Annotated in this window: 15 protein-coding genes and 2 pseudogenes; 4 read left to right on the top strand and 13 right to left on the bottom strand. The window is 59.1% G+C overall.

Translation table 11 applies throughout. The annotated features are described in order from the left end of the window. Positions 1 to 36: 36 nt before the first annotated feature. A complete protein-coding gene (ygjG, locus tag CW267_RS23340) occupies positions 37 to 1416 on the bottom strand; it encodes a putrescine aminotransferase (RefSeq protein ID WP_012540512.1) in 1380 nt (459 codons plus the stop codon). A 257-nt stretch (positions 1417 to 1673) separates the two neighbouring features. Next, positions 1674 to 2228 (bottom strand): PadR family transcriptional regulator, encoded by a 555-nt coding sequence (locus CW267_RS23330; protein WP_100781261.1) that lies wholly within the window; start codon positions 2226 to 2228, stop codon positions 1674 to 1676. A 237-nt stretch (positions 2229 to 2465) separates the two neighbouring features. Here CW267_RS23330 and CW267_RS23325 point away from each other — a divergent pair, with 237 nt between their 5' ends. Then, positions 2466 to 3242, top strand: coding sequence for a siderophore-interacting protein (locus CW267_RS23325; RefSeq protein ID WP_162550381.1), 777 nt, complete (start codon positions 2466 to 2468; stop codon positions 3240 to 3242). 203 nt (positions 3243 to 3445) lie between these two features. Here the strand turns inward: CW267_RS23325 and CW267_RS23320 are convergent, their stop codons facing one another. From CW267_RS23320 to CW267_RS30850, 5 genes and pseudogenes are all read right to left on the bottom strand, one after another. Beyond that, positions 3446 to 5095, bottom strand: a complete 1650-nt coding sequence (locus CW267_RS23320) for a glycerone kinase (protein ID WP_100781262.1) — start codon at positions 5093 to 5095, stop codon at positions 3446 to 3448. Between the two features lie 75 nt (positions 5096 to 5170). Further along, positions 5171 to 6592, bottom strand: a complete 1422-nt coding sequence (gene dhaM, locus CW267_RS23315; protein WP_047666993.1) for a dihydroxyacetone kinase phosphoryl donor subunit DhaM — start codon at positions 6590 to 6592, stop codon at positions 5171 to 5173. Between the two features lie 10 nt (positions 6593 to 6602). Further along, entirely contained in the window at positions 6603 to 7235 is a 633-nt protein-coding gene (gene dhaL, locus CW267_RS23310; protein WP_047666991.1) for a dihydroxyacetone kinase subunit DhaL, read from the bottom strand. 10 nt (positions 7236 to 7245) lie between these two features. Next, on the bottom strand, positions 7246 to 8316 hold the full coding sequence (dhaK, locus tag CW267_RS23305; protein WP_047666990.1) for a dihydroxyacetone kinase subunit DhaK: 1071 nt from the start codon (positions 8314 to 8316) through the stop codon (positions 7246 to 7248). A 155-nt stretch (positions 8317 to 8471) separates the two neighbouring features. Continuing rightward, a pseudogene (locus tag CW267_RS30850) lies at positions 8472 to 8674 on the bottom strand (hypothetical protein). A gap of 251 nt (positions 8675 to 8925) precedes the next feature. Here CW267_RS30850 and CW267_RS23295 point away from each other — a divergent pair. Together CW267_RS23295 and dhaR are read left to right on the top strand one after the other, a co-directional pair. After that, positions 8926 to 10023 carry a glycerol dehydrogenase gene (locus CW267_RS23295; RefSeq protein WP_008806556.1) on the top strand — a complete coding sequence of 366 codons (1098 nt, stop codon included), beginning with the start codon at positions 8926 to 8928 and terminating at the stop codon, positions 10021 to 10023. Positions 10024 to 10124: 101 nt separating this feature from the next. After that, the gene (dhaR, locus tag CW267_RS23290; RefSeq protein ID WP_047666986.1) at positions 10125 to 12050 is read left to right on the top strand and encodes a dihydroxyacetone kinase operon transcriptional regulator DhaR; all 1926 of its coding nucleotides are present in this window, start codon (positions 10125 to 10127) and stop codon (positions 12048 to 12050) included. Here the strand turns inward: dhaR and CW267_RS23285 are convergent. The 3 genes and pseudogenes from CW267_RS23285 to CW267_RS23275 form a co-directional block, all read right to left on the bottom strand. Then, positions 12028 to 12105, bottom strand: a pseudogene (locus CW267_RS23285) (cobalamin adenosyltransferase); the annotation flags it as partial. The gene dhaR and the pseudogene CW267_RS23285 sit on opposite strands and share 23 nt — an antisense overlap. A 76-nt stretch (positions 12106 to 12181) precedes the next feature. Continuing rightward, on the bottom strand, positions 12182 to 12487 hold the full coding sequence (gene hdeB, locus CW267_RS23280; RefSeq protein ID WP_012540524.1) for an acid-activated periplasmic chaperone HdeB: 306 nt from the start codon (positions 12485 to 12487) through the stop codon (positions 12182 to 12184). 26 nt (positions 12488 to 12513) lie between these two features. Next, positions 12514 to 13089 carry an HdeD family acid-resistance protein gene (locus tag CW267_RS23275; protein ID WP_012540525.1) on the bottom strand — a complete coding sequence of 192 codons (576 nt, stop codon included), beginning with the start codon at positions 13087 to 13089 and terminating at the stop codon, positions 12514 to 12516. Between the two features lie 237 nt (positions 13090 to 13326). Between CW267_RS23275 and CW267_RS23270 the strand changes: the two genes are divergently transcribed. Further along, positions 13327 to 13989, top strand: coding sequence for a YfdX family protein (locus tag CW267_RS23270; RefSeq protein ID WP_162493302.1), 663 nt, complete (start codon positions 13327 to 13329; stop codon positions 13987 to 13989). A 90-nt stretch (positions 13990 to 14079) separates the two neighbouring features. Here CW267_RS23270 and CW267_RS23265 read toward each other — a convergent pair whose 3' ends face one another. From CW267_RS23265 to CW267_RS31100, 3 genes are all read right to left on the bottom strand, one after another. Continuing rightward, complete coding sequence (locus tag CW267_RS23265) at positions 14080 to 17322, bottom strand: ATP-binding protein (RefSeq protein ID WP_100781263.1); 3243 nt, start codon at positions 17320 to 17322, stop codon at positions 14080 to 14082. A gap of 4 nt (positions 17323 to 17326) precedes the next feature. After that, a complete protein-coding gene (evgA, locus tag CW267_RS23260; protein ID WP_023298233.1) occupies positions 17327 to 17941 on the bottom strand; it encodes an acid-sensing system DNA-binding response regulator EvgA in 615 nt (204 codons plus the stop codon). A gap of 230 nt (positions 17942 to 18171) precedes the next feature. Continuing rightward, positions 18172 to 18374: hypothetical protein (locus CW267_RS31100; RefSeq protein ID WP_206054950.1), on the bottom strand; the 203-nt coding region annotated here is incomplete at its 5' end.

The following is an 18374-nucleotide window of genomic DNA, read 5'->3' as shown; positions in this document are numbered from 1 at the left end:
CCCCCTCTCCCTGTGGGAGAGGGGGAAGGGCACTTATTACGCTTCTTCAACCGAGACGCGCAGGGCCGCCAGCGCCTTACGCGCCGCTTTCAGCACCTGCTCACACTGCTCCAGGGTGAGGGTCAGCGGCGGTTCAACGCGGATCGTCTTGGCGTTGTTTAACGTCCCGGCGACCAGCACCCGCTGTCTGAACATCTCGCTGGCAAAGTCGTAGCCAATCTCGTTATCGACAAACTCGATGGCCATCAGCATGCCTTTCCCGCGCACTTCATTCACCAGGTCCGGATACTCCTGCGCCAGCAGGCGGAACCCGTCCAGCAGCATATCGCCTTTCTGCGCCGCCTGCGCCGGCAGGTTTTGCGTCAACAGCACGTTGATCGTCGCCAGCGCCGCCGCACAGGCCAACGGGTTGCCGCCGAAGGTGGTGGTGTGCAGGAACGGGTTGTCGAACAGCACCGAGAAGACCTCTTCCGTCGCCACCGTCGCGCCGATCGGCATCACACCGCCGCCGAGCGCTTTCGCCAGACACAGAATATCGGGCTGAACGTTCTCATGCTCGCAGGCGAACATCTTGCCGGTGCGGCCCATGCCGGTCTGCACTTCGTCGAGGATCAGCAGGGCGCCAAACTCATCGCACAGCTTACGCACCGCCGGCAAATATCCCTGCGGCGGGAGGATCACGCCCCCTTCGCCCTGAATCGGCTCGAGGATCACCGCCGCGACGTCGTCGCCGGTTTTCTTGCACTCGCTCAGCATGGTGCGCATGGCGTTGATATCGCCGAACGGCACGTGGCGGAAGCCCGGCAGCAGCGGCATAAAGGGTTTGCGGAAGGTCGACTTGGCGGTGGCCGACAGCGCGCCCAGCGATTTACCGTGGAAGGCGCCGCTGGTGGCGATGAAGGTAAATTTACCGCGCGGCGACTGATAGGCTTTCGCCAGCTTGATGGCCGCCTCTACCGATTCGGTACCGCTGTTGCAGAAGAAACTGTACTTTAGTTTGCCGGGCGTTAAGGCTGCCAGGGTTTTCGCCAGCATCGCGCGTAGCGGATCCAGCAGTTCCTGACTGTGAAGCGGTTGTTTCGCGAGTTGATTCTCGACGGCGGATACCACAACTGGATTACGGTGCCCTACATTGAAGATGCCAAACCCACCAAGGCAGTCGATAAATTCCTGTCCCTGGGTGTCGACAAGCGTATTTAACCCTCCCGCTTGCCACTCTACGGCTCCGTAATCCCCGCCGGCTGTGACCGATTTTCGATACTCTAAAAACCCCGGATTCACATGCTCTTTAAAGTATTCCCTGACCTCCTGGTTAAGTGCTTTCATTTCCTCATGATCAAGCGTGCGCTTTTCAATGAGATTCAGTGCGTGTGCGCTGCAGGCCAGAGCCGATGCGCTGGAAGGTAACCTGTTCAAAATGTGCTCCTGGGGCGGACGTATCACACGATACTGGATTAAGTATTGCAGGGATTACGCCAGTTCGGCAGAAGCGGTGAAAATCGGGATAAATGCAAAGCAAAAGACGAATTGTGTAAAATTTAATCTCATTGCGCCACTATTGGCACGTTTTATTCCTGAGCTGACGAGATTTTCTGCCTGGCGGCGATGAACGGGCCGATCCGTCGTGGTGCGGGCTGCCCCAGGGCGGGGCAGCCGGTGGTAACAAAAGAGGCTTAGTCGAGCTGAGAGATCTCCATCGCCGCCCGGTCAATAATGCCGATGATCTGCTTGAGCTGGGCGGCACTGCTGGCCTGCTGGTTCACTTTCAGGTCGAGGACCGCTTTGAAGTTTTCCAGCGCGCGCTTCATCTGCGGATCCCGGCGCAGCTCGCAGCCGACCATCCGCGCCTGCAGACGCTCCTGGATATGGGCCAGGTGCTCCTGGTTCTCGGCGTGCAGCTGTTTTCCTTCCTCGCTGATAACGATTTTTTTACGTCCGTTGTCATCTTCCACGCTGATAAGGCCCTGGTCCTGGAGCAGATCCAGCGTCGGGTAGATTACCCCCGGGCTGGGGCTGTAGTTCCCCTGGGTAAGCGTTTCGATCTCTTTGATCAGCTCATAGCCATGGCTGGCGTTGCGGCTGAGGATATCCAGAATGATCAGCCGCAGTTCACCGTGGCCAAAGAAACGCTGGCGGCGTCCGCTGCCGCGGCGGCCATGGTCGCCGTGTTCGCTGGGATCACCGTGGCGCCCGCGTGGCCCACGCCCCTCTTCATGATGATGTCGCATGGTTACCTCCTGCTGTTTTTGATATATCTAATTTATATCTAAAAAATGAATGTTCGCAATGCTGGTTGCCATTTATTTTTTAATATATTGATATATATGTAATTATTTTCTGATTGTGGATTTTGATGCGGTTTGTTTTGACTATATCAAAAAAAGACTTGCATTCTTTTTAGTTGGCAATCATTATCATTTGCATCAAGTTTAGATATATCTATTTACCGTTCACGAAGGCAATCGATGATGACAAAAACCAAAGCAGACAAGTACCCGCAGCGTGTCCGCAATGAGCTGCGTTTCCGTGAGCTGACGGTGCTGCGCGTGGAGCGCGCAGGCGCGGCGTTCCAGCGTATCGTGCTGGGAGGCGAGGCGCTGGAAGGCTTCGCTTCTCACGGCTTTGACGATCATACCAAGCTTTTTTTCCCCGAGCCGGGCGCGGCATTTACCCCGCCGCAGGTGACCGAGGAGGGGATTGACTGGGGCGAGGGCGTGCGGCCTGCGACCCGTGACTATACGCCGCTGTACGATGCCGAACGTCACGAGCTGGCTTACGATTTCTATATCCACGATGGCGGTATTGCCAGCCGCTGGGCGCTGGAAGCAAAAGTGGGCGATAAGCTGGTGATCGGCGGCCCGCGCGGCTCGCTGGTGGTGCCGGAAGATTATGCCTGGCAGCTGTATGTTTGCGATGAGTCCGGCATGCCGGCGCTGCGCCGTCGTCTGCTGGGGTTACGCCAGCTGCCGGCAAGGCCGCAGGTGACGGCCATCGTTACTATCGCCGATGCGTCGTATAAAGATTATCTGGCGGATCTCGACGGCTTTAACATCGAGTGGGTGGTGGGCCACAACCCGGCCTTCGTCGCCGAGCGTCTGGCCCAGGTGAAGGTGCCGGCGGAGGATTATTTCATCTGGCTGACCGGCGAAGGCGCGGTGGTGAAATCGCTGCTGGCGCGCTTTGAAGACGAGAGCATCGAACAGCAACTGGTGCGTTCCCAGGCGTACTGGCACAGCAAGTAAAAAGCCATCGTGGTAAAACCCGGATAGCGGCTTGCGCCTTATCCGGGCTACGGTTGGCGCCGTTTTTTGTCGGGTGGCGGCTTACGCCTTACCCGACCTTCTATTCGGCGGTGTGACGTCGCCCCAGTAAAACCCGGATAGCGGCTTGCGTACGGTTGGCGCCGATTTGTAGCCCCGGTAAGCGCAGCGCCACCGGGGAAGGCTTATCGTTCCGCCAGGGCCTTAAACACCATCGCTACCGCATGGGCGCCGGGGTCCATGTTGCCGAGCAGGCTATCGCTGTTGAGATAGGACGCTCGTCCGGCGCCAGCTTTGCCCGACTGGCAGGTGCGATCCGCCCCGGCCTGCGCCGCGGCAAAAGCGGCCTGCAGATTCTCCGGTTCGGCCAGCAGCGCCGCCAGCGCCGGCTGCAGAGCGTCGATCATCGTCCGGTCTCCCTCATCGGCGCCGCCGTAAAACTTCATCTGCTCCAGGCCGGCGTTCAGCGCCTCGGCCACGCTGGCGCCTTGCCCCAGCTTCTGCCCGGCAGCGGTGAAGAAGATCGACATCAATACCCCGCTGGAGCCGCCCATCACCACCGTCAGGCGTTCGCCGATCAGCGCAAAGAGCGTGGGCAGATCGTTTAGCGGCAGCTGCTGGCGCTGCAGCAGGTCGGCAATCTCGCGCGCCCCGGCGGCGAAGGTGGAGCCGGTATCGCCGTCGCCCACTTTGGCGTCCAGTGCGTTGAGATGTTCTTCAAGATCGATGAGGGCGCCGGTCACCTGCGCGACGTAATCGCCCACCAGTGGATTGCCCGATGGCATGAAGTCGACGCGCGCGCTGGCGAGAGTGGACGGCATGATGTTAACTGCCCGCGGCTGCACCGGCGTCTGCCAGCCGGCGGTTTCCACGTCCGACAGCAGCGCTTTTTCAATACCCTCCTCCAGCACGATGGCGCTCAGCGAGAAGCCTTTCATATCCAGCGCCGTCACCAGCGAGGCCGGGCCTATTAACCAGTCAACGCGCGCCTGCAGCGGGGTGTTGGCCAGCTCGCGGGTCAGGATCGCCATCTCAGCCACCGACACGCCGCCGAGGTTATTAAGCATCACCGCCAGGCGGCCGGTTTCCGGCAGGGCGGCAGTCAGTTTTTCCACCATCAGGTTGACGATTTCCGCACTGTTTTGCGTGGCGATCGTCGAGGCGCCCGGCTCACCGTGGATGCCCATTCCCAGCTCGGCGTGACCGGCCTGATGGCGCGGCGCGCTGTCGGCTTCCTGCGGCAGGTGGCAGCTGGCCAGCGCCACCCCGATGCTGGCGGTATGGCTGGCGGCGTATTGCGCTTCACGCAGGACGGTGGCGAGGTTGAAGCCGCGCTCGGCGAAATAGCCCGCCACTTTATGCACCAGAATGGTCCCGGCGATGCCGCGCGGCTGCTTGTTATCCGGCAGCGAAATGTCGTCGCCGACGATCAGCATCTCCACGTTGTAGCCGAGACGGCGCGCTTTCTCCGCCGCCAGGCCGAAGTTAAGCCGATCGCCGGTGTAGTTTTTGACGATCAGCAGGCAGCCCGCCTCGCCGGTCACCGCCTGAATGGCGGTAAGCACCGCGTCGACGCTCGGCGAGGCGAACAGATCGCCGCAGACCGCGGCGGTCAGCATGCCTTTACCAATAAAGCCGACGTGCGCCGGTTCATGGCCGGCGCCGCCGCCGGAGATCACCGCCACGTTGTTTTTATTCAGATCGCGACGGACCACCACCCGGATCGCCGGGTCGCTCTCCAGACGGGCGAGGTTATTCCACGGGCTGGCGATAATGGTACCCTCAATCACATCGTTGACGAGGCTGGCGCGCTGGTTAAAAAAGAATTGAGACATAGTGGTTCCTGAAGAGTAAGCGAAAACTCACCCTCCGGAGGCAGGCCTCCGGAGCGGTAACGGTCAACGTGAATTTTAGTCACGGATAAGGCGTTGGTTACGCATATCGAGCGCGATGGCTTCGCCAGGCTGAATATCCTTCAGCGCCTCGCCCTGCTGGCACAGCCACACGATCCCCGCGGCGCGGGCGATAATCGCGCCGTGAGCCTGTTCGCTGCCATCGCGCAGGCACAGGCCTTTAATGAGGCTGGCATCCAGTTGTAAGACGGTTGAGGGATAAATGTTGTCGGCAATAATAATTGTTGGCTCGCCGGGCGTCGGCAGCGTCTCCTGAATACCCTGCAGATGGCGCAGGGTGCGCTGCAGAATATCTTCGATATCGATATAGCGCGCCTGCAGGTAGGGGTCATCCAGCTGGCGATACTGCTGGCTGAGCTCCATTAGCACCTGATGCCACGCCCATTCCGCCGAGCATTGTTCGGTGAGCAGACGATCGTTGGCGGCATCAAACAGATCGTCATCGTCGAGCAGGGTGTGGTGCCCGGCGAAGATCGCCGCGATATCGGCGTTAAATTTATTTTCCGCCAGCTCGGTCAGGGCGATAAGATCCGCCAGCGTCTGGTCGATGGCCTGGCGCAGGCGCTGCTGCTCGCGGGCAGCATCGGCGGCAGCCGGGCGGAGCGGCTGGATCAGGGCCAGCGGATAGCGCAGGGCAACGCCTTCGACGCGCTCGGGCGTTGCCGGAGCCGCTGCCGGTTGCGCCGCAGGCGATTCACCGAAGTTATTGGCGGCCAGCGCCTGAAACGCCGCCAGCGCCGCGTCGGCATCCGGACCGCGGGCCAGCAGGCGCAGTTTATCGTTACGGCGTACCTGCAATAGCGCGATTTGGTTGAGGCTGTCCGGTTTGACGCACTTCCCGTTTTTCTCCAGCAGCAGATCGGCATTAAAACCCGCCAGCGCGGCGACCAGCTTCGACGCCGGACGCACGTGCAGGCCGTTGTGATTGTTAATAATGACTGAAACCGATTTTGTGTCGCCGTCGTCGGCAAGCGTCGGCGCCGGCGCGGCGTCAGAAGTTGGCGAAGGTAAACCCAGCTGAACCCGCTTGGCCTCCAGGGCGCTCATGGCGTCGGCGATCACCTTGTCGATCCCGGCGCCGGAGGCAGCGCTGACGGTGGCCGCCAGCGTCCCTTCCACCAGCGGCGCGGCGCACAGCCGCACCTTCGCGGCAATCGCCGGATCGAGCAGATCGAGGGCGGTTTCGGCGCTGAGTAACGCGCTGCCGATATCCATCATCACCAGCACGTGATCGGTATCGGCGACAGATTCGATCGCCTCCATGACTTTAAGCGGATCGGTGCCGATCGGGCTGTCTGGATCGTCGATCCCGGCGGCGATCGCCAGTTTGCAGCCATCGTTGATTAACATCTGCCGGGCCAGTTCTCCGACACCTTCGCCCAGCCGGGCGCTATGAGAAACAATAACCAGGTTTACCATCGCGATTTCCTTACTCTTTGGCGGCGGCGGCCAGCATCTCAACCATAAATAGCACCGAGGTTGCGCCGGGATCCTGATGTCCGATGCTGCGCTCGCCGAGATAGCTGGCGCGGCCTTTACGCGCCTGCATGGTGATGGTGGCGTGGGCCGCACGCTCGGCCACTTCGCAGGCGGCATCCAGCGCGGCGGCGATCGACAGGTGCTGCTCGCTGGACTGGCGCAGGGAGTCCGCCACCGGCAGCCAGACGTCGCACATGGTTTTATCCCCTGGCTCCGCTTTGCCGCGGTTGACCACCCCGTCCGCGCCTTCGCGGATCATCAGGTACAGTTCATCGAGGGTCAGGCTCTGGTGGGCCTGAGTGACCTGCGCGGCGCGAATGAAGAAGGTGCCGAACAGCGGGCCGCTGGCGCCGCCAACGTTGGAGAGCAGCGTCATGCCGGTATTTTTCAGGATAAAACCGATGTCTTTATCGGCGATCGACGGCAGCTTTTCGACCACTTTACTAAAGCCGCGGTGCATATTGAGGCCGTGGTCGGCGTCGCCGATCTCTTTATCGAGGCCGGTGAGAAAATCGCTCTCTTTGGTGAAAATGTCGCCGCAGCGGTATAGCCAGTCGACGATTTGCGTTCTGTTCAGTGACATCTCGTGCTCCTTAGTTTCCCCAGTTCAGCGCCGGGGTATGAACCGGGGCGTCCCATAGCGCCAGCGTCTCATCATCCACTTTCAGCAGGGTGACGGAGAAGCCCGACATATCCAGCGAGGTGCAGTAGCTGCCGATGAGGTTGCGTTCGATGATGATGCCGGACGCTTCGCAGCGCTGGGCGAGACGGTGATACACGCCGTACAGTTCGGACAGCGGGGTGGCGCCGAGGTTATTGACCAGCGCGATGACCCGGTCGCCGTTTTGCAGCGCGGTTTTGCTCTGCTTCACTTCCTGCCACGCGCCCTTGACGGTATCCCACTGGCGCAGCGTGCGGCTGTAGGCGCCATTCTCCAGCAGGGTATCGAACATCTCATCGACGGTTTGGTCCAGCGAGCTGAAGTGGCGGCGGTCGATGCCCGGCTCGCCGTGAATGCCGACGCCGAACTCCATCTCGTTATCTTTCAACGTAAAGGAGGGCTGCCCGGCGGCCGGTACGGTGCAGGCGCCGAGAGCGATACCAATCGAGTGGCCGAGATTGTTCAGGCGGCGGCCCAGTTCAGCGCAGGCTTCCAGCGAGTCACCGCGCTCGGCGGCGGCGCCGACCAGTTTTTCGATCAACACGGTATTGGCGACGCCGCGGCGACCAGCGGTATAGAGACTGTCTTTCACCGCCACGTCGTCGTCGACCACTACGGTGGTGACTTTAATGCCGCTCTCATGCAGCAGCTCGGTGGCGGTTTCGAAGTTCAGGATGTCGCCGGTGTAGTTTTTGATAATCAGCAGAACGCCTTCGCCGCCGTCAATTTGCATCGCGCATTCGAACATTTTGTCCGGCGTCGGCGAGGTGAAGATTTCCCCCGGGCAGGCGCCAGAGAGCATGCCCTGGCCGATATAGCCGCAGTGCATCGGCTCATGTCCGCTGCCGCCGCCGGAGAGCAAGGCCACCTTGCCGGCCACCGGCGCGTCGGTGCGGGTCACATATAGCGGGTCCTGATGCAGGGTCAGCTGCGGATGGGCTTTAGCCAGCCCCTGTAATTGTTCATTCAGTACATCTTCAACACGGTTAATCAGCTTTTTCATTATTCAGTGCTCCGTTGGAGAAGGTTCGATGCGGCCTCTCTGCTGGCGGAGGCGGTCATCGCGTAGGGGTATCGTCTGACGGTGGAGCGTGCCTGGCGATATGATGATTCTGGCTGAGCGGACGAAAAAAAGAATGCCCCGACGATCGGGTTTCATTACGAAACATTGCTTCCTGATTTTGTTTCTTTATGGAACGTTTTTGCCGAGGATACGGTGAAAATGCGAGCTGGCGCGCTTTTTTTCTTCTGTCATAAGCGGCGGTCAGGATGGCTGGCGAAGCGGGTGGGAAAAAATTTTTGCTGATTTTCTGCCGGCTGCGGGAGAAAAAAAGGCCGAAAAGGGGGGATGGTAAGGGCATTATGCGGCAGATGAGCGGATCGGGATCGCAATCCTGACAGAGAACAGGGTTTTTTGTTCCAATATGAAACGTAAAAATTTAAGCTGTGTTTCATATCAGAACAAAAAGGCGAAAGATTTTTTTGTTCCCTGCCGGCCCTACAGTGATCGCACTGCTCCGGTACCGTTCCGTTCAGGCCGCGTTTTCCGGCCGGCGCGGATAACGCCAGGGCTCTTCATGTCTACATGCGCACTTATTTGAGGGTGAAAGGAATGCTAAAAGTTATTCAATCTCCAGCCAAATATCTTCAGGGTCCTGATGCTGCTGTCCTGTTCGGTCAATACGCCAAAAACCTGGCGGAGAGCTTCTTCGTCATCGCCGACGATTTCGTGATGAAGCTGGCGGGAGAGAAAGTGGTGAATGGTCTGCAGAGCCACGATATTCGCTGCCATGCGGAACGGTTTAACGGTGAATGCAGCCATGCTGAAATTAACCGTCTGATGGCGATTTTGCAAAAACAGGGCTGCCGCGGCGTGGTTGGCATCGGCGGCGGTAAAACCCTCGATACCGCGAAGGCGATCGGTTACTACCAGAAGCTGCCGGTGGTGGTGATCCCGACCATCGCCTCGACCGATGCGCCGACCAGCGCGCTGTCGGTGATCTACACCGAAGCGGGCGAGTTTGAAGAGTATCTGATCTATCCGAAAAACCCGGATATGGTGGTGATGGACACGGCGATTATCGCCAAAGCGCCGGTACGCCTGCTGGTCTCCGGCATGGGCGATGCGCTCTCCACCTGGTTCGAGGCCAAGGCCTGCTACGATGCGCGCGCCACCAGCATGGCCGGGGGGCAGTCCACCGAGGCGGCGCTGAGCCTCGCCCGCCTGTGCTATGATACGCTGCTGGCGGAGGGCGAAAAGGCCCGTCTGGCGGCGCAGGCCGGGGTGGTGACCGAAGCGCTGGAGCGCATCATCGAGGCGAACACCTACCTCAGCGGCATTGGCTTTGAAAGCAGTGGCCTGGCCGCCGCCCACGCGATCCACAACGGTTTCACCATTCTGGAAGAGTGCCACCATCTGTATCACGGTGAGAAAGTGGCCTTCGGTACCCTGGCGCAGCTGGTGCTGCAGAACAGCCCGATGGATGAGATTGAAACGGTGCTGGGCTTCTGCCAGCGCGTCGGCCTGCCGGTGACCCTCGCGCAGATGGGCGTCAAAGAGGGGATCGACGCGAAAATCGCCGCGGTGGCGAAAGCCACCTGCGCGGAAGGGGAGACCATCCACAATATGCCGTTCGCGGTGACCCCGGAGAGTGTGCACGCCGCTATCCTCACCGCCGATCTGTTAGGCCAGCAGTGGCTGGCGCGTTAATTCGCGGTGGCTAAACCGCTGGCGCCGGTCGGCGGTTTTTCTTTCTCCCCTCTGGCAGTGGCTGCCGGAGGGGTTCTCTATGGTAAAACGCGGAAAACAGTATGACTGTTCAGACTCAGGATACCGGGAAGGCGGTCTCTGCCGTCATCGCCCAGTCATGGCATCGCTGCAGCAAGTTTATGCAGCGTGAAACCTGGCAAACGCCGCACCAGGCCCAGGGCCTGACCTTCGACTCTATCTGTCGGCGTAAAACCGCGCTGCTGACCATCGGTCAGGCGGCGCTGGAGGATGCCTGGGAGTTTATGGACGGTCGCCCCTGCGCGCTGTTTATTCTTGATGAGACCGCCTGCATCCTGAGCCGCTGCGGCGAACCGCAAACGCTGGCCCAGCTGGCTGACCTGGGATTTCGCGACGGCAGCTACTGCGCGGAGAGCATTATCGGCACCTGCGCGCTGTCGCTGGCCGCGATGCAGGGGCAGCCGATCAACACCGTCGGCGATCGGCATTTTAAGCAGGCCCTGCAGCCATGGAGCTTTTGTTCGACGCCGGTGTTTGATAATCACGGGCGGCTATTCGGCTCCATCTCCCTCGGTTGCCTGGTGGAGAATCAATCCAGCGCCGACCTTTCCCTGACGCTGGCCATCGCCCGCGAGGTGGGCAATTCCCTGCTCACCGACAGCCTGCTGGCGGAATCCAACCGCCACCTCAATCAGATGTACGGCCTGCTGGAGAGCATGGACGATGGGGTGATGGCGTGGAACGAGCAGGGCGTCCTGCAGTTTCTCAATGTTCAGGCGGCGAGACTGCTGCATCTTGATGCCCAGGCCAGCCAGGGGAAAAATATCGCCGATCTGGTGACCCTCCCGGCGCTGCTGCGCCGCGCCATCAAACACGCCCGCGGCCTGAATCACGTCGAAGTCACCTTTGAAAGCCAGCATCAGTTTGTCGACGCGGTGATCACCTTAAAACCGATTGTCGAGGCGCAAGGCAACAGCTTTATCCTGCTCCTGCACCCGGTGGAGCAGATGCGGCAGCTGATGACCAGCCAGCTCGGTAAAGTCAGCCACACCTTTGAGCAGATGTCTGCTGACGATCCGGAAACCCGGCGCCTGATCCACTTTGGCCGCCAGGCGGCGCGCGGCGGCTTCCCGGTGCTGCTGTGCGGCGAAGAGGGGGTCGGGAAAGAGCTGCTGAGCCAGGCCATCCACAATGAAAGCGAGCGGGCGGGCGGCCCCTACATCGCCGTCAACTGCCAGCTGTATGCCGACAGCGTGTTGGGCCAGGACTTTATGGGCAGCGCCCCCACTGATGATGAGAATGGCCGCCTGAGCCGGCTTGAGCTGGCCAACGGCGGCACCCTGTTTCTGGAAAAGATTGAGTATCTGGCGCCGGAGCTGCAGTCGGCTCTGCTGCAGGTCATTAAGCAGGGAGTGCTCACCCGCCTTGACGCCCGGCGCCTGATCCCGGTGGATGTGAAGGTGATCGCCACCACCACCGTCGATCTGGCCAACCTGGTGGAGCAGAACCGCTTTAGCCGCCAGCTGTACTATGCGCTGCACTCGTTCGAGATCGTCATCCCGCCGCTGCGCGCCCGACGCAACAGTATTCCGTCGCTGGTGCATAACCGGTTGAAGAGCCTGGAGAAGCGTTTCTCTTCGCGACTGAAAGTGGACGATGACGCGCTGGCGCAGCTGGTGGCCTACTCGTGGCCGGGGAATGATTTTGAGCTCAACAGCGTCATTGAGAATATCGCCATCAGCAGCGACAACGGCCACATTCGCCTGAGTAATCTGCCGGAATATCTCTTTTCCGAGCGGCCGGGCGGGGATAGCGCGTCATCGCTGCTGCCGGCCAGCCTGACCTTTAGCGCCATCGAAAAGGAAGCTATTATTCACGCCGCCCGGGTGACCAGCGGGCGGGTGCAGGAGATGTCGCAGCTGCTCAATATCGGCCGCACCACCCTGTGGCGCAAAATGAAGCAGTACGATATTGACGCCAGCCAGTTCAAGCGCAAGCATCAGGCCTAGTCTCCTCGATACGCGCCATGGAGAACAGGGCATCCGACAGGCGATTGCTGTAGCGTAGCGGTATCGATAAGTGAGACGGGTCCGGCGGGTAACGAGGTTAACTTTCCCCGGCAGGACGCCGGGGAGCAGGGTTATTTTTTGATGACCGCGCTGAGATCGCCGAGTTTAGCGGCGGGGTTCTTGTGGCACTGCTGCAACATTTTCGGTACCGAGACGGTCTCGACTTCATGCCAGTCGACATAGTCGCCGCCGCTGAAGTCGGTGTTGCGATTCACGACCCAGAAGGCCACGGGGGTCATGCTTTTCGGGTTCATATCCATAAACTCCTGACAGGTCATATTCTGCGGTGTGGTTTCCTGAACCGCGAACGCCGGGCTGGTCATCAGACAGAATGTGGTGGCCGCCGCGGTCAACACGAGTGCTTTAGGTAAATTCATTTTCTTCTCCAGTGATAAAATACGGCTTAAGCCTGGGCGTGCTTCATCTTATTGCGCAGGACCAGAAAGCCGATGGCGCTAAATATCATTTCAACGCCGATAAACGCGGTGATAAATAACCAGCTTTGCTGCGGGTTCATTGCCAGCCACAGGCAGGCGATAAGTAAATCCAGCAAACCGATAAAAATATTCCAGCCAGCGCCGCTTTGTTTTCGGGTTTGACATCCGCTGACGATGCGGGAAATACCGCCGAGAACAAATAAAAAGCCAAATAAAATGGCCAGACTGCTCATACCGTTGAGGGGATTGACGACAAAGCTCAGGCCGAGCACGATCCAGGCGATGGCGAAGATCAGCGCCACCAGGCGTGATTTCCAGTGCTGCTGGCGGAAGACAATCAAGCTGTACAGTGAATAGAAGCCACAGATCATCAACAACATGCCGGTTACCACGGCGAGATACCAACCGGCGACCAACGGCCAGGCCAGGCAACAGGCCCCGCAGATAAACAGCAGGGCGGCCATCATGCCGGCATGCCGTTTATATCGTAAGAAGATGCGTGGACTAAACGCATTTAAAGTGTAATGGCTAAACATAAACATAATTGCTCCGCAGATCCCGGTAGGCGGCCTGGCGCTGAAATAAACGTATGGTTTATTCCGCGGGCCAAAAGAAATGTCTGAGGAAAATAGTAGGCCGCGGTATCGCCAGGCGTAAATAAGAGCGCCGAGGTCACTTTATACGTCTGGTCTGACAGCTGTCAGACCAGGCCCGCAATATCACTTCCGGGCTCTGATTCTCAATAACCACGATATTTTTTAAGCTGGCTGCGTTTGGTGATGCTTACCGATTTTAATCAGGAGTTAACAATGAAAAAAGTCATTCTGGCGAGCCTGCTGGCAACCATGATGGGTACCTCTCCGGTGTGGGCGGCAGACAGCGCGACGGCAGCGCCAACCGCGGCAGCCACGGCGCAGGTACAGAAAGAAGCTGCCGATGTGCTGCAGGTGGCGGTGCAGGGCGCGAACGCGATGCGCGACGTCCAGTTCGCCCGTCTGGCGCTGTTCCACGGCCAGCCGGAGAGCGCCAAAAAACTGACAGACGACGCCGCCGCGCTGCTGGCCGCCGATGACGCCAGCTGGGCGAAGTTCGTGAAAACTGACGCCACAGCAAAAATGATCGCCGATCGCTATGTGGTGATCAACGCGACCGTCGCCCTGTCTGAAGACTACGTGGCCACACCGGAAAAAGAGAGTGCCATTAAATCTGCCAACGAAAAGCTGGCGAAAGGTGACCAGAAAGGGGCTATTGATACCCTGCGTCTGGCCGGCATCGGCGTGATCGAGAACCAGTATCTGATGCCGCTCAACCAGACCCGTAAAGCGGTGGCGCAGGCGCAAAAACTGCTGAAAGCCGGGAAGTATTACGAAGCGAATCTGGTGCTGAAGGGCGCTGAAGAGGGCATTGTGGTGGATAGCGAGATGCTGGTGGCAGGCAACTGATCCTCGTTCCACCCTGAGAGAGCGCAGAGGAAGAAACTGACATGGATGTCCCCTTAACGCTCGGGCAGGCGGACTGCCCGAGCGGAACGGCTAGCGGCCGATCAGGGCGTTGATTTCGCCGTCGATCTCGCGCATGACGCCGGTGATGTGCTGTACCACCTCCAGACAGCTTGCCGGCGTCAGCGAATCAGGTCGCTTAGCCTCAAAAGGGGCGCACAATTGTTGTAGCGCAGTAATCCCCAGAATTTGTGCTGAACCGTGCAGACGGTGCAGCGCTCGCAGAAAGGTCTGCGGTTCATGCCGGGCGATAGCCTGTCCGGCGGCCTGCAAATCTGTGGCCGACGCATCGCGGAACGTCTCCAGTATTTCAGTCATCAGCGCCTGGTCTCCCCCCGTATTTTCGGTCAGCACGCTGAGCTTCAGGTGCCGGGTGACGTTAGGTGATGCGCGGCCCCCCGCTAAACGGCTGAGCTCATGGCTCAGCGTCTGAACCGACACCGGCTTAAACAGACACATATTCATGCCGCTGGCCAGACACGCCTCCCGTGACTGCGGCAGCGCGCTGGCGGTCACGCCCCAAATGACCAGGCCCGGATAGCGACGGCGTAACGAGGCCGCCAGCGCCAGACCATCTTTCCTGGGCATATTGAGGTCCGTGATCAGCAGATCGTAATGTTTGCTGGCGAGCTTATTCTCCGCCTCTTCACCGTCGCAGGCTTCATCGACGCTATAGCCGATGGTGCTGAGCTGGCGTTTAAGCAGCAGCCGGTTGGTGGGGTGGTCGTCCGCTATCAATATCGCCAGTCCGGGCAGGGCCTGCGGCCTGGTGGGCAATGCCTGCGGCGCATGAAGCGCGCAGTGACTCGCCTTGACCGGCAGGGTGATGGTGAAAGTTGTCCCCACCCCCGGGTGACTGACCATCTCCAGTCGACCCTGCATCAGCGCAACCAGCTCTTTGCAAATGACCAGCCCCAGTCCGGAGCCGGTCTGCTGGCGCCCCTGGCGCGCCTGAGCATAGCGGTGGAAGAGAGTAGCCTGCTCTGCTTCACTGATCCCGCAGCCGCTGTCGCTGACGATGAGCGTCAGCTCCCCCTGCGTCTCATCCGCTTGCACCAGCCGGCAACTGACCTGAATCGCACCCTCGGCGGTAAACTTCAGCGCATTGCCGATGAGATTATTGAGGATTTGCCGTAGCGCCTGCGGGTCGAGCCACAGCATGATCCCTTCCTGCAGCGCGTTATGGTGGTGCAGAACGATGCCCTTTTGCTGCGCCAGCGCGTCGAAGGTGTGGCATTGCTGCGACACTAACTGTGCGACATCGCTCCACTGCGGGGTGATCTGGTATTTTCCCGACTCAATCTTGTCGATATCGAGAATATTACCGATAAGTCCCAGCAGGGTTTGCGCCGTCGACCCCGCCAGTTCGATCGCCTCTTTACGCTGGCCGACGTTCAGCTCCGGTTTCGCCAGCAGCTCCAGAAAGCCGACGATGGCGCTCACCGGCGTGCGCAGCTCGTGGCTCATGCTGGCCAGAAAGCGACTCTTCGCTTTTGTCGCCTGAACGGCTTTATCTTTCTCGTGCTCCAGCGCACAGGAGAGCGCCTCCTTCTGCGCCAGCTCGTCTTCCAGCCGCTGTTGGGAGTCTTTGCGTTTGCGTACTTCCCGACACAGGGAGAGTCCCCAGCCGAGGCTGATGGCGATCAGCACCAGCGCAAAGGCGATCAGCTGGTAAAACTGGCGGCTGTACTGGCTCCAGTTCTCTATTTGCTGGCTGGATATTTTCGACCACTTCTCGGTCATCTGCAGAATATCCCGTGGTGGAATCGCCTGCAGCGCTTTGCCAAGAATGGCGGCCAGCACCGGTTCATCGCGCGGGATGGCCAGCCGAATGGCGGCGACGGGGAGTCCGTCGATGCGGGTGTAGTGCAGACCCTGCGGATAGTAGTGGTCGATCATATAGCGGACGGAAAGCTCCGAGGCTACGGCGGCATCCACTTCGCCTTCCTCTACCATCTTCATGGCGACGCCAACGTTATCCGTCTCCACCCAGTTAATCAGCGGAAAACGCGCTTTCAGATCATGGGCGGCGATAGGCCCGACCGGCAGGGCGATCCGCGCCGGGCGCGTCAGCAGATGCGGGTCGGGCGCGCTGCCGCGAGCGACCAGCACAAAGGCCACGTTAATGAGCGGATCGCTGAGGGTGACGTAGGCCTGCGGCTGCGAATTGAGGGTGGCGGCGGGCATGATCGCCCAGTCCTCTTTTTCCATGCGCTTTGCCAGATCGTGGCGATTGCGCACCAGGATGGGTTCAAACTGTAGTCCGGTCTGCAGTGAGAAAATATTCAGCATATCGGCCATGATGCCGCGCAGCTCATCTTCGTTATCCACCAGGGTAAACGGCGGAAAATAGGGGTTGACCAGCAGGCGGATGCGACGATGCTTCTGCAGCCAGCGCTGCTCCTCGGCGCTAAAGGGGAGGGGGGTATTGAGAAACGACAGATCGCCGCGGTTGAGCCAGTTTTGCATGATCCGCATCGCGGTATCGCTGTCGATGGCATGAATGAAACGATCGAGGATCTGGTGTAACTCCGGCCGATCGTCGCGGGTGACGAAGCGGTTGTGTTGTTCCTGCTGACGAAAATAGTGCGCAATGACCAACGATTGCGAGAAATACTTCGAGATACAGTGGCCAGTGGTGATGTTGTTGCCAATGAAATACTGATTTTCACCGCTGACCACCGAGGCAAGCGCCTGATAGTCGCTATCGTAAAGGGTGATTTTGGCGTTGGGAAACGCCTGCTGAATAATATCGAAAAAGGCGCATTCGCGGGTGCAGGCCAGCGTAACGCGGCGGTCAGTGGTCAGCGGCGGCAGGGGGGATTTCAGCGAGGTCACCAGCGCCGGCCAGGTTTTGATCAGCGGCGCGGTTCGTACCAGGCCTGCGGCGAGCGCATCCCGGTGAGCTACCTGAGTGAGCAGGGTATCGACCTGCCGGTCGTCCAGGGCGGTGAGCGCCTGCTGCTCGGTGTCATACTGGCGGATAATCACCTTCAGTCCGAGGCTGTGCTTCATCAGTGCCAGATAGTCGGCGTTGATGCCCTGATAACTTTTCTCGTCGCCGTCATAGACGATGGGCGTCATCTCGGGAAGCCAGGTGCCGATGGTCAGTGTCGGTTGCCCGGCCAGCCAGGCTTTCTCCTTAACGCTAAGCGGAATATCGATCGCCGCGATATGAGAATGGCTCTTCAGCTCCAGCTGTTTCATGGCATACGTGGCAGGAGAGAGACTCAGCGCCAACCCGACAACGACGGATAAAATAAGACGAACCGCCATGCCATCACCCTATTTTATTGCGTTGCGCAAAGTCATAAAGCTCAAGCAGGGAGCCGCAGCCTAATTTATCCATCAGACGGACCTTATAGGTACTTACCGTTTTATTGCTGATATTCATTTTGCTGCCGATGGTGGTGTAGTCGACGCCACAGAGGATATAGCGGAAAACCTTCATCTCCTGCGTTGACAGCGTATCCAGCCGGTCCTGATCGGTGATGCCGTGCGTGCAGAAGCGCTCCAGTGAAAAAGGGAAATAGCTGTAGCCATTATTGGCCGCGTCGATCGCGGCGAGGATATTATTCATTCCCTCTTTTTTACTCACAAAACCGTTGGCCCCGCAGTCGGCGCTGCGTTTGCCGTAGAACAGTTCATTCTTCGCGGAAATGACGATAATTTTTCCCCGGTAACGGCGTTTGCGCAGCTGCTCCAAAACGTCGATGCCGCTGAGCTCCGGAATATCGACATCGACAATCAGCAGGTCAGGCTGCATGCTTTCTGCGGTCTGCACCGCATGGGCGCCGCTGTCGAGTTCTGCCGCGACGGTAATGCCGTTGGTGTCGAGAAGATTGCGAATGGCGATACGTGCCAATGGATGATCGTCAATGATTATCGCATTCATGGGGGCGTAAATCCTGATATGAAAAAAGAAGGGCGATGCCTGGTGCAGGTGCGGCGGAGGTTATTTTTATCGGTGCCGTAATAAGGCGCAATTGTAACACAAATCGTTTTCGGCCGGGAAAATATTGTGGATGAGTGCTTGTTGAATATATTTGCATATCTGGATGACAGCTGTAGGAACAGGCGTTCACTGACTTCAGCGCTGTCTGCTGTTAAAAAAAATGCAAACGATTAATCTGCCCTTTTTAAGGTGAGTAGCCCGGAATTCCCTCCGGCAACAGCTGGCAGGTAAATAATAACAATGGCAAAAGAAAAGCGCGCCCTCTGGCGAAAATGGGGTTGGAAACGTCTGATGGCAGGAATAATCATTCTGGCAATAAGTAGCGTCGCGGCGGGAAAGAATATCGCACCCGATGAGGTACGGACTCGCGATA

The organism is Klebsiella sp. X1-16S-Nf21 (assembly GCF_002837615.1).
Taxonomy (GTDB): domain Bacteria; phylum Pseudomonadota; class Gammaproteobacteria; order Enterobacterales; family Enterobacteriaceae; genus Klebsiella; species Klebsiella variicola.
Note: the sequence above shows the minus strand (reverse complement) of the source record. Positions and strands in the feature narration are given on the sequence as shown.